The following is an 11,381-nucleotide window of genomic DNA, read 5'->3' as shown; positions in this document are numbered from 1 at the left end:
CCGGGTGTCACTGGTATTACTGCTGGGCGCCGGGCTGGATCGCTTCGATGGCCTCCTGCGGCCGGGCGGACGCCAGCCAGGCTTCGTAGCCGCCGCGCAGTGGCCGCACCGAGGTGTAGCCCAGTTTGCCCAGTGCGCGGGCGGCCTGGATGGCGCTGGCGTCCCCGGGGCAGGCGCAGAGGGTGACGATGGCGCGGTCCCAGGGCTCCTTGCCCACCAGCGCGCGGAGTTCGTCGAGGGAGATCGGCGTTGCGCCGGGAATGGGCCCGGTTTCCGCCTGCATGGTGGCGCCGCGCAGGTCCAGCAACAGTGGCGGCGCCGGCGAGGCCAGGGCTTCGATGAGCTCCGCCGGCGTGATGTGGGGAATGGCGGCCAGGCACTCGAAGCGGTACTTCTGCCACAGCTTCCAGCCCAGCCACACCGCCACCGCGACGGCCAGCGCGGTGACGACCAGCACGCCATGCTCGTTCAGCGTGGCGATGGCCTCCCGCACCCGCTCCCGCAGCAGCCAGCCGGCCAGGAGGGCTCCGCCGGCCCACAGCATGGCGCCGGCCGACACCGCGGCGATGAAGCCCGGCAGCGGCATGCGCAGCGCGCCGGCAATCGGCGGGGCCACGGTGGAGAAGCCAGGAATGAATTTGGCCAGCACCAGCGAGCCCAGCCCCCAGCGCAGGAAGCGGCTCTCGGTTTCGGACACGCAGGAGCCGGGGTTGATGGACAGCCGGCACAAGCCGTTCAGCACCCGGTAGCCGAAACCGCGGCCGGCGAGGTACCACAGCCAGTCCGCCAGCACCGAGGCGGCCACCGCCGCCAGCAGCATCTGCCCCGCCTGGCCGGAGGACAGCGCCAGGCTGCCGGCCAGCAGCAGCGTGGGCACCGCCGGCACCGGCAGGCCGAGCTGCTGCAGCAGCACGTTGACGAAGACGACCCAGACGCCGTCGCGCTGTATGGCCTCGCTGATCTGGCCGATGTCCATGCTGCTGCTTTCCTTGGGGTTTCTGGTTTTGGTCTGAGCCCGCGGCGGGGCGCGGGGATGTGGCCGAGGATAACACCGCGGCGCTGGCCCGCCGGGCCGGATGACTCCCGCTTGAGCGGCGAACTGGCTTATCGTCCGGGGTCTGTCTTTCGGATGGCTGCTGGCGGATGGAAAGAGTGGATTGCATCGTCATCGGCGCCGGCGTCGTCGGCCTCGCGGTGGCGCGGGCGCTGGCGCAGCGCGGGCTGGAGACGGTGGTGCTGGAGCGTGAGCGGGCGCCGGGCACCGCCACCAGCTCGCGCAACAGCGAGGTCATCCATGCCGGCATCTACTACCCAGCCGGCTCGCTGAAGGCGGCGCTGTGCGTGCGCGGCCGGCAGCTGTTGTACGAGTACTGCGCGGCGCGCGGCATCGCCCACCGGCGCTGCGGCAAGTTCATCGTCGCCACCGCGGCGGCGCAGGCGGATGCGCTGGAACACCTGCTAGCGGCGGGGCGGGCGAACGGGGTGGCGGCGCTGGAGATGATGCCGGCCGCGATGGCGCGGGCGGCCGAGCCGAACCTGCAATGCGTGGCCGCGCTGCACAGCGCAGATACCGGCATCCTCGACAGCCACGCCTTCATGCTGGCCCTGCAGGGGGACTGCGAGGCGGCCGGCGGCGCGGTGGCGCTGGGTTCGCCGGTGTTGCGCGGCGAGGTGGCCGGCGACGGCATCCTGCTGGAGGTGGGCGGCGCGCAGCCGATGGCGGTGAAGGCCGGCGTGGTGGTGAATTGTGCCGGGCTGCAGGCGCAGCGCGTGGCCGCCGCGCTGGCCGGCCTGGACCCGGCGACGGTGCCGCCGCTGCACCTGGCCAAGGGCAATTACTACAGCCTGGCGGGGCGCTCGCCATTCTCGCGCCTGATCTACCCGGTGCCGGAGCCGGGGGGGCTGGGCGTGCATCTGACGCTGGACCTGGGCGGCCAGGCGCGCTTCGGGCCGGACGTGGAGTGGCTGGAGCGTATCGACTACACGGTGGACCCGCGACGCGCCGACGCCTTCTATGCCGCCATCCGCCGCTACTGGCCGGGCCTGCCGGATGGCGCGCTGCAACCGGCCTACGCCGGCATCCGCCCCAAGCTATCGGGGCCCGGCGAGCCGGCGGCGGATTTTCTCATCCAGGGCGAGGCGGAGCACGGCGTGCGCGGGCTGGTGAACCTGTTCGGCATCGAATCGCCGGGGCTGACCTCGGCGCTGGCGATCGCGGAAGCGGTCGTCGAAAAGCTGTGAGCGCGGTCCGCCGCCAGGGGCGGCTGCTCAGCGCGCCAGCCGCTGCGCCAGCCGCAGCTTCTGGCCGCGCTCCAGCTGGCGGGCGAACTCCGGGAAGTCCAGGCCCAGGCGGGCCTGCAGCTCGCGCGCCTGCGCCGGCATCCACTTCCAGCGCGGGTCGAAGTCCGGGCTCTTGAAGGCGAACAAGAGGTAGTTGCCGTCGTCCTTGATCGACATGGCGATCACCCGGTCGTCGAAGGCAATGGCCATGTTGTCCACATGCAGGCGGTAGTCCTCGCGGTCGCCGGCGATGTTCATCACCAGCACGCCGTTGGCCGACAGGCGCTGGTGGATGGTCTCGTAGAAGTGGCTGTTGGCGAGCGAGGCGGGCACGCCGTATTCGTCGAACACGTCCACCAGGATGACGTCCTGGCGGCGTTCCTCCATCGCCAGCACGCTGGCGCCGTCGCCGTGGATGATGCGGAAGCGGTGGTCGTCCGGGGGAATGCGGAAGGCGCGGCGGAAGCCGATCACGTCGGCGTCCACCTCCACCGCGGTGATGTCGGTGGCCGGCAGGTGCTGGTGGCAGAACTTGGCCAGCGAGCCGCCGCCCAGGCCCAGCAGCAGGATGGCGCGCGGCCGCGGCACGAACAGCAGGAAAGCCATCATGCCGCGGGTGTAGGCCAGGTCCAGCGCCTGCGGCCGGGCGAGGCACATGCCGCTCTGCTGGAAGCGCAGGTTGAAGTGCAGGTAGCGGTAGCCGTCCTGCTCCAGCACGAAGGGGCGGCCGTAGCTGCCTTCGTTCAGCCGGGTGCCCAGCTCCATCGGGCAGCTGCCGGCCGGCTCCTGCAGCAGCACGGTGCCGGCCTCGGTGGGGAAGGGGCTGGGCAGGGCCAGCAGGCCGGCCAGATCGTCGGCCAGTGCTGCCGGCTCCGTCTGGAGGCGCCTGCGTCTGGGCGGATTGTCGGAGGAATGCGGGCGCTGGGGCGGCAAGTCGTTCATGGGCAGGGATTGTCGCCCTTTTCCCGTCGGAGGTGGCGCGCTCGCTGTGCGCCGCCGGATGGCCGGGCGGGCGCGCAAGCGGCGATATCCCGCCGCGCACGGGCATGCCTCCCCTAAACTGCGGGCCCTATCCGTATCGCCGGCGGGCCGGCGTGCGGCAACCGGTATGAAGGCGGGAGAGATATGGACGGCAAGGGCGGGGCGGTTGCAGCGGACGCAGCGGCAGGGCGCGACGGCGGGCCCGGACAGGATGGGGCGCCCTATCCGCTGGCCATCATCGGTGCCGGCGCGCTCGGCCTCAGCATCGGCGCCCGGCTGGCGCGGCGGATGCGGGTGGCGCTGGTGGCGTCCTCGCCGGCGCGTGCGGTGGCGTTGCGCGCCGGCGTGCAGGTGGATGGCGCCGAGTGGCAGCCGGAGGTCTGGTCGGTGCCCCGCTTGCCGCGGGCGGAATGGGCCCTGCTGCTGGTGAAGGCCGGCGACACCGCCGCCGCGGCCGGCACGGCTGCCGCACTGGGGGTGCGCGGCCTGCTGTCGCTGCAGAACGGGTTGGTGGAAAGCCGGCTGCGGGAGGCTGCCGCGGGCGTGCCGCTGGTAGGCCAGGGCGTGACCACCATGGGCGCGCACCGCAAGGGCCGGGTGGTGACCCTTGCGGGCAGCGGCGAAACGCTGCTGCCGCCGGGCTTCGAGGTGCTGGCGCAATGGCTGGGGGAAGCCGGCTTCCCGGCGCGGGTGGAGCCGGAGATCGCCGCCGCCCGCCTCGCCAAGTTGCTGGTGAACCTCGCCCTCAATCCGCTGACGGCGGTATTCCGGGTGCCTACCAGCGCCCTGCTGGAGCCGCCGTATCCCGCCTACGTCGAGGCGCTGGTGGCCGAAGCCTGGCCGGTGCTGCGCAGCGCCGGCCTGGCGCTGGACGAAGCGCAGGCGCGCGAAAGGGTATGGGCGGTAGTGCGGGCCACCGCCGCCAACCGCACCAGCATGCTGCAGGATCTGCTGGCGGGCCGCCGCACGGAACTGGATGCCATCACCGGCGTGCTGCTGCAGATGGCGCAGGCACAGGGCGCCGACGTGCCCACCCACAGGGCGCTGCACAGGCTGGTATGCCTGCAGGAGGCCGATGCCGTTTCCCGCACGCGGGCCCGTCCACCGGGCTGAAGGCAGCGGCGGGGTGTCCGCAAACCCGGCCCATCATCGGAAATGTCGCGCCGGGCCGCGGGCGGCGGTCGCCGATTTCCCCGTGGCGTGATCCACGACACATGCCGATGTATTTACCGAAAAGTAATATCGGGAGCCATTGACCACTTCCGCAGTGAGGTATTCGGCAGGCTCCCGCGGCGCAGGGCCGGCCGGCAAGCGATGGCCGCTTACCGCAAGAGAAGAAAGAAGAAACAGGGCGTGATTGCCGTGGCGATGCAGTCGGACTGGCGGCTTTCCGCCTTTCTTTCCGCCTGCTGCCTGTTTGCCGGCACCGTCATCCTGCCCGGCTATGCCGCCGGTCATCCGCTGCTGCAACCCATTTTCAACGTGCTGGCGCTGCCCGCCTGGGGGCTGGCCTTCCTGTTCGCCGTCATCGCCGTGATCCGCTTCCTGGGCCGCTCGTCCGCTGGTGCTGGTGGTACAGAAGCGCTGTCCGCCGGCACCGCCTTCCGCGAACAGGCGCCGGCACGGCCGCCGGTGCCCGCAGGTGGGAGCGCAGGCGGAAAGACGGCCGCGGAGCAGGAGCACCCGGCAAGCGGCCTGGCCGCTGCCGGTCCGGCCGCCGGCTCGAGGGCCGAGCTACCGCCGGCCCGCCCGCCGCGGCCCACCGCCTGGTCGCTTGCTGCGCTGGACCAGGTGGAGTGGAAGCGCTTCGAGGATCTGTGCTGCGCCTTCTACCGCGAGAAGGGGATTGCCGCCCGGACCACGGCGCTGGGCGCGGATGGCGGGGTGGACATCCGCCTGTTCCAGGACGAGGCCGACGCCGGCCGGGCGACCGCGGTGGTCCAGTGCAAGGCGCTGAGCCGTCCGGTGGGCGTGGCCACGGTGCGGGAGTTGCGCGGTGTGATGGCGCACGAGAAGGTGGACAAGGGCTTCTTCATGGCGCCGCGCGGCTTCAGCCCGGAAGCGCGCGCCTTTGCCGCCGACAACCGCATCACCCTGGTGGATGGCAAGCTCTTTCTCGCGATGCTGCAGCGGCTGCCGGCGGATGCTTCCGCCCGCCTGCTGGCACTGGCGACCGAGGGCGACTGGACCACGCCTAGCTGCCCGCAATGCGGCGACAAGATGACCGCCCGCGAGAGCGCTCGCGGCGCTTTCTGGGGTTGCCGCCGCTTTCCCGGTTGCCGCGGCAGGCTGCCGATGCGGCGGCCGGCGCAGGAGGAGGCCGTCTAGGCTGCTTGGGGCGTCTTCCCGCGCTGCCGCGGCGGCGTGCGGCATGGCCGCCGAGGTGGTGGCGCATCCGTCCCTGAGTTCTTGTCCGCCGGCGCAAAGCTGGTGCCGGGCCACATGCAGGCCGCAGCCGTAGGCAACCGCCACTGGGGCCCGCTGCAGTGGCGCTTTGGGCACTGCGCTTTTCCGCTCGTGGTTTTGGCCAGCCCCACCCTCATGGTGAAATGACGGCGGGCGTGCTGCCACTAGGCGCCTTCAGGCCACCAGGAGGAGAGTTGCCGATGATCGATCCCGCTCTGTGGAAAGTGCCGCTGCGCGCCGGCCAGGCCTGGGCCAAGGACCGCTGTACCACCTATGCCGCCGCGCTGGCCTATTACGCCGCCTTCGCGCTCGCACCCATCCTCGTCATCGCGGTGGCGGTGGCCGGGCTGGTGTTCGGCCAGGCGGCGGTGGAAGGGCGGGTGGTGGCGGAGTTGGGGGAACTGCTGGGCGCCCAGGGCGCGGCCCTGGTGCAGCGGCTGCTGGCGGCCAGCTACGAATCCGGCAGCGGCTTCGTCGCCGGGGCGGTGGCGCTGTTCTCTGTGGCGCTGGGGGCGAGCGCGCTGTTCATGGAAATGGGCGCCGCCTTCGAGCGCATCTTCCGCGCCCGCCGCACTTACAAGACCTTCTGGCTGGGCATGGTGCTGCAGCGCCTGCGCGCATTGACGGTGATCGTTGGCGTCGGCTTCCTGCTGATGGTGTCGCTGATCGCCAGCGCCGCCATCGTCGTCGTCGGCCAGTACCTCACCCAGGGCATCGCCTCGCTGTTGTGGGTGGCCTGGGTGCTGCAGGCGGTGATCGCGCTGCTGATGCAGGCCGGGCTGTTCGCCATCATCTACAAGGTACTGGCGCCGATTCCGCTGCGGCTGAAAACGGTGTTCGGCGGCGCGATGGTTACCGCGATGCTGTTCGAGGTGGGCAAGTGGGGCATAGGCCTCTACCTCGGCCGCGCCTCGGTGAGCACCACCTTCGGCGCGGCCGGTTCGCTGGCGGTGATCCTGGTCTGGGTTTACTACGTTTCCATGATCCTGCTCTACGGCGCCGAGGTGACGCGGCAATTGCACCGTGTGCATGAACTCCGCCACAGGCAGGCGCAGCGCCTGGGCGAGGCGGCGCGAGCGGCCTGAACCCGGCAGCGTGAACGGAAGACGGCCAGCTTCCTTGCGGGGGGCCCGCCGTCTCTCTTCACCTGGGCGTTTGCCGGGGCCGCCTCAGCGCCGGCCTAGCAGCAGGCCGCCAAGGAAGGCGACGCCGCCGGCGAGGGCGACCGTGCGCCACGGGTTCTCCTTCACATAGGTGTCGGCCACTTCGCGGGAGTGCTCCAGTTCATGCCTGGCGATCTGCCCGAGGCGGCCGGAACTGCGCTTGAGGGTGGCGTAATACGCGGTGCCGGTCTTGCTGCCGGCGGCGAGCAGATCGTCCAGGCGCTGGCGCAGGGCCGGCAGATTCTCGTCGGAGACACTGCGGAACTCCTGCAGGATGCTGTCCAGGGTGTCGGTTTCCGCCAACAGCGGCGTATTGGCCTGATCCACCGGAGTGTCGATGTCGGGAGCGGTCGGAGCTGTGCGGGTGTTGGTGCGTGCCATGTCGTTCTCCTTGGCAATCGGGGATGGGAAAGCCGGGTGAGGCGCGCTCCCCGGCGACGACTTCAGCTTACGCCGTCCCTGCCGCCGGCCCTGTCAGCCGGGGTGGATTCCCCTGTAGGAAGACGCTGACCGCCTGCCCATTCATGGCAGGCTGGCCCCGAACGCAACGCCCGTGCCGCACCGGCAGCGGAGTGCCGGTGCGGCGCGGGCGGTAGGGCCGGGCGGGCGCCGCGGCGCCCGGGCTTACGGCTTGACGACGATGTCGTTCTTCACCTGCTTCACGCCGGGCACCGATTCGGCAAGCATGCCGGCGCGGCTCTTCTCGGCGCTGCTCTTGGCGAAGCCGGAGAGTTGCACGGTGCCGCGCAGGGTTTCCACTTGCAGGGCCATGGCGCTTACCGCCTTGTCCTCGGCGAACTTGGCCTTGACGCGGGTGGTGATGGTGGCGTCGTCCACATACTGGCCGACGGTGGATTGGTCGCGGGTGACGGCGCAACCCACGGCGGTGAAGGCGAGCAGGCCGGAAAGGGCGAGGCTGAGGGCAGTGTGTCGCATGGCATTCTCCTTGGGTTTTTGTGCCTGACCTGCCGATGATGCGGGGAAGGTCTGTCTGCACTATAGGAGCGCGCCCTGCGGCGGAATGTCCGTAATGGCGGATTAGCGTGTAGGAGGAATCCTGCTTGTGCGGATGGCCCGCAATGCCGCTGCCGGCGCGGCCTGCGGGCTGGCGCGCGCGGTGCGGTTCAGCGTGGCGCCGCGGGCCGGGTGAAGAAGTCGGCCGGCATGCGCTTCACCGCATCCAGCGTGCGCAGGATGTGTTCGGTGAGGATGGAGGTCGCGCGGGTCGCGTCCCGCGCCAGCGTGGCGTCGAAGATGGCCTGATGCTCGGCGTGGATATCGCGCACGATGGGCTGGCGGAACAGGCTGATGCGGCGGTAGCGCTCCGACTGCTGGTAGAGGATGTGCTGGAAATGGCGGATCCAGCGCGACGGCGAGGCGGCGATCAGCGCCTCGTGGAAGGCGCGGTTGCGCAGCTCCCATTCCTCGGTGGTGCCGGTGTCGTGGTCGGCCAGCTTCTGCTCGGCGCGCGAGAGGCGGTGGAAGGCCGCAACCAGGTCGGCTTCCCAGGCGTCGTCGCCCAGGCTGATGGACTGGCGCAGGGCCTCGGTCTCCAGCAGCACGCGGGTGCGGGTGATGTCCTCGAAATCTGCAACCGAAATCGGCGCCACCCGGAAGCCACGCTGGCCCTGGGCCACCACCAGAGCGTCGGTCACCAACAGCAGCAGGGCTTCGCGCAGGGTCCCGGCGCCGACTTCGTACTGGTCCTTGAGATGCTCCACCCGCAGCTTCTCGCCGGGCGGATGCACGCCCTCGATGATGTCGCGCCGCAGGCGGTGGTAGGCGCCCTCAACCAGGGTCTTGGGTTCCTGGGCATCGGTCGTGCCGGCGGTGGCGGTACTGATCATGAGGCGGCGGCGGGGGGGGCGGAATGACGGAATTCTAGCGGAGGCGTCATTTCTTCTGTTGGCAAAAGAATTATCGGTTTTAAGTGGCTTATCCGAGAATCGGGCCGCTCCCCCAGGGTTTCCGGCGAGCCTGTGGCAGCGAATCCTCCGGCCGTGCTGAAGCTGCCAGCCGCGAGCAGCGAGCGCGGCAGGCAGGGGCGGCTTGCCGCCGGAAGCGATGGCGGGCGGGACGCCAGCTTCAGCAGCCGGCGGCGGCTGATTCCCCGCCGCGCGCGGACTGTTTCTTCAGCCGGTAGTTGAGCTGCGGCCGGGTCATCCCCAGCATGCGGGCGGCGGCGGCGAGGTTGCCTTTGGCCCGCTGCACCGCGCGCTGCAGGATGTCCTGCTCCAGCGCCTCCAGCGACAGGCCGGCGTCCAGCACCGCGTCCGGCAGATCGTGGCCGGCCGGGGCCTGGCTGCCGAGCTTGCCGCTGCGGTCTATGCAGGCATGGGCGTCCGGCACCGGCACGGTGCCGACGAACAGGTGTTCCGCCTCTACCCAGCCGTTGGCCGGGGCAAGGATCACCCCGCGTTCGATCACGTTTTCCAACTCGCGCACATTGCCCGGCCAGTGATGGCTCTTCAACGCCAGCATGGCCTTGTCGGTGATGCCGGCGATGCGCTTGGCGTGCAGCGAGCAGAAGCGGGCATTCATCGCCTCGACCAGCGGCGGGATGTCCGACACGCGTTCGCGCAGCGGTGGGATGGTGACCGGGTAGACGTTGAGGCGGTAATAGAGGTCGCGGCGGAAGCGGCCGGCGGCGACCGCTTCCTGCAGGTCCACATTGGTGGCGGCCACCAGGCGCACATTGATCTTGCGGGTGCGCTCATCGCCCAGGCGTTCGATCTCGCCTTCCTGCAGCACCCGCAGCAGCTTGGCCTGGGCGGGCAGCGGCAGTTCGCCGACCTCATCGAGGAACAGGGTGCCGCCGTCGGCGCGCTCGAACTTGCCGGCGCGGGAGGCATGGGCGCCGGTGAAGGCGCCGCGCTCCACGCCGAAGAGCTCGGACTCGATCAGCTCGTCCGGCAGCGCCGCGCAGTTCACCGCGACGAAGGGCGCCGCCTTGCGCGGGCTGAGTTCGTGCAGGGCGCGGGCGAAGCGTTCCTTGCCGACGCCGGTCTCGCCCAGCAGCAGCACGGTGACGTTGGTGTCCGCCGCCTTGGTGACCAGCTCGTAGGCGTTGCGGAAGCCGGCGGCGGTGCCGATCAGGTTGGGGATGCTGCGCGGGCAGGCGATGCGCTGGCGCATCGCCTCCACCTCCTCGCGCAGCTCCAGCAGGCGGCCGACGATGGAGTCGGGCTCGAAGTAGGGCGTCAGCTCGTGCGCGTCCGGCCAGTCCTCCACCGGCTTGCCGACGATGTGGCAATGGCCGTCGCCGGTGGCCGCGCATTCGGTTTCGCGGTAGAGGATGAAGCGGCCCATGAAGGCGGAGGTATAACCGGAGGCATAGCCGATCATCATCCAGCACACCGGGTGGTCCACCTCGCCGAACTGCTGCACGTGCACCTCCGCCTCCCACGACTGGCGCCAGATGAACTCGCCGTGGAACTTGCCGGCCTCGGCGTCGATGTCCAGCCGTACCGGCTCGACTTCCACGCAGCCTTCCAGCATGTGCAGTTGCGGGCCGACCACGAAGGCATCGACCAGATTGCCGCTGCCGCGGATCTTGCGTGCCAGTTCGGCATCGCGCATGCCGGAAGCGAAGCCCATGCGGGTGAGGATGCGGCGCGCCTGCTCGGCGCCCACCGATTCGATCAGTTCCTTACGCAGTTCGGACAGCGCCGCGCTGTGCAGCAGCACCATGCGGTGCTCGCCCAGCCAGATCAGCCCGTCCTTGTCGGAAAAGCGGAGCAGTTGCCGAAGATCGGCGTTCTCCGGGTAGCGGATTTCCTTCACGTCTCCTCCTGGTGCCGGCCACTTGCGGGCGGCTGCCTGGGTTTGCGCAGGGCGGGCTCTGACGGCCGGCTCCCGGTGCGCTGGTCGGCTGTAACGATACCCCAGCTTCTACCAAAGTAATGCCTGCGCCCGCCGTCGCGGCGGCTTCAGGCTTAATTTTACATATGGACAAAAATCTCGAAATTATGATGCAGTGTGGCACGCTTCTTGGTTGAGTACCACGCCCCGGCACGAAAAGTGACCGGGTGATCCACAACACGCCGGCACGTATCGGCGGGAGGAGACAGAACGCATGGACAAGCCTTATTCCGTCCTGATCCAGGACAGCGGAGAAACCTTCGCCTGCGACGGCAGCAGGAACCTGCTGCGCGCCATGGAGGCGCTTGGCCGCCGCGGCATCCCGGTGGGCTGCCGCGGCGGTGGCTGCGGCGTGTGCAAGGTGCGGGTGACTGCCGGCGACTTCCAGGCCGGCAAGATGAGCCGCGCCTGCGTCAGCGAAGAAGAGGAGAAGGCGGGCGTGGTGTTGGCCTGCAAGCTGTTTCCGGCCAGCGATCTGGCATTGGAGGTGGTGGGCGGGATGCGCAAGACGGTGTGTTCGTCGCGGCGCTGATCCATCGTCAGCCGACCGGACATCCAGGGCGGCGGCCGCCTACCCGCAAGGGGGCGGCCGCCGCCCTTTTTTTGCGTCTTGGCGGTGCAAGCCCTTGGTGCAGCGCGGAAATTCCGGATTGATCATTTGATCAAGCGAGCCCTCGATTTGATCAATTG

At 70.0% G+C, this 11,381-nt stretch carries 11 protein-coding genes; 5 read left to right on the top strand and 6 right to left on the bottom strand.

The window, feature by feature from the left end:
- Positions 1-16: 16 nt before the first annotated feature.
- Positions 17-976 carry a VTT domain-containing protein gene (locus C7389_RS11140; protein ID WP_133591358.1) on the bottom strand — a complete coding sequence of 320 codons (960 nt, stop codon included), beginning with the start codon at positions 974-976 and terminating at the stop codon, positions 17-19.
- Between the two features lie 167 nt (positions 977-1,143).
- On the opposite strand from C7389_RS11140, the gene C7389_RS11135 reads away from it, so the two are divergent.
- Positions 1,144-2,241: an NAD(P)/FAD-dependent oxidoreductase gene (locus C7389_RS11135; protein WP_133591356.1), complete on the top strand. Its 1,098-nt coding sequence runs from the start codon at positions 1,144-1,146 to the stop codon at positions 2,239-2,241.
- A gap of 27 nt (positions 2,242-2,268) precedes the next feature.
- Here the strand turns inward: C7389_RS11135 and C7389_RS11130 are convergent, their stop codons facing one another.
- Positions 2,269-3,222, bottom strand: coding sequence for a fused MFS/spermidine synthase (locus C7389_RS11130; protein WP_246034711.1), 954 nt, complete (start codon positions 3,220-3,222; stop codon positions 2,269-2,271).
- Positions 3,223-3,405: 183 nt separating this feature from the next.
- On the opposite strand from C7389_RS11130, the gene C7389_RS11125 reads away from it, so the two are divergent.
- The 3 genes from C7389_RS11125 to C7389_RS11115 all read left to right on the top strand — a co-directional run bounded on the left by C7389_RS11125 (position 3,406) and on the right by C7389_RS11115 (position 6,752).
- Positions 3,406-4,374 (top strand): ketopantoate reductase family protein, encoded by a 969-nt coding sequence (locus tag C7389_RS11125; protein WP_133591354.1) that lies wholly within the window; start codon positions 3,406-3,408, stop codon positions 4,372-4,374.
- Between the two features lie 201 nt (positions 4,375-4,575).
- On the top strand, positions 4,576-5,589 hold the full coding sequence (locus tag C7389_RS11120) for a restriction endonuclease (RefSeq protein ID WP_133591352.1): 1,014 nt from the start codon (positions 4,576-4,578) through the stop codon (positions 5,587-5,589).
- Positions 5,590-5,867: 278 nt separating this feature from the next.
- Positions 5,868-6,752, top strand: coding sequence for a YihY/virulence factor BrkB family protein (locus tag C7389_RS11115; RefSeq protein WP_162851716.1), 885 nt, complete (start codon positions 5,868-5,870; stop codon positions 6,750-6,752).
- Positions 6,753-6,836: 84 nt separating this feature from the next.
- Here the strand turns inward: C7389_RS11115 and C7389_RS11110 are convergent, their stop codons facing one another.
- The 4 genes from C7389_RS11110 to C7389_RS11095 form a co-directional block, all read right to left on the bottom strand.
- Positions 6,837-7,211 (bottom strand): ElaB/YgaM/YqjD family protein, encoded by a 375-nt coding sequence (locus C7389_RS11110; protein ID WP_133591348.1) that lies wholly within the window; start codon positions 7,209-7,211, stop codon positions 6,837-6,839.
- A 243-nt stretch (positions 7,212-7,454) separates the two neighbouring features.
- Entirely contained in the window at positions 7,455-7,766 is a 312-nt protein-coding gene (locus C7389_RS11105) for a BON domain-containing protein (protein ID WP_133591346.1), read from the bottom strand.
- 188 nt (positions 7,767-7,954) lie between these two features.
- A complete protein-coding gene (locus C7389_RS11100) occupies positions 7,955-8,677 on the bottom strand; it encodes an FCD domain-containing protein (protein ID WP_133591344.1) in 723 nt (240 codons plus the stop codon).
- Between the two features lie 238 nt (positions 8,678-8,915).
- On the bottom strand, positions 8,916-10,613 hold the full coding sequence (locus tag C7389_RS11095) for a sigma-54-dependent Fis family transcriptional regulator (protein WP_133591342.1): 1,698 nt from the start codon (positions 10,611-10,613) through the stop codon (positions 8,916-8,918).
- Between the two features lie 292 nt (positions 10,614-10,905).
- Between C7389_RS11095 and C7389_RS11090 the strand changes: the two genes are divergently transcribed.
- On the top strand, positions 10,906-11,223 hold the full coding sequence (locus tag C7389_RS11090; protein ID WP_133591340.1) for a 2Fe-2S iron-sulfur cluster binding domain-containing protein: 318 nt from the start codon (positions 10,906-10,908) through the stop codon (positions 11,221-11,223).
- The last annotated feature ends 158 nt before the right edge of the window (positions 11,224-11,381 follow it).

The sequence above is a fragment of the Azoarcus indigens genome, assembly GCF_004361735.1.
GTDB classification, from domain to species: domain Bacteria; phylum Pseudomonadota; class Gammaproteobacteria; order Burkholderiales; family Rhodocyclaceae; genus Azoarcus; species Azoarcus indigens.
This window is presented reverse-complemented; position numbering and strand designations above follow the sequence as displayed.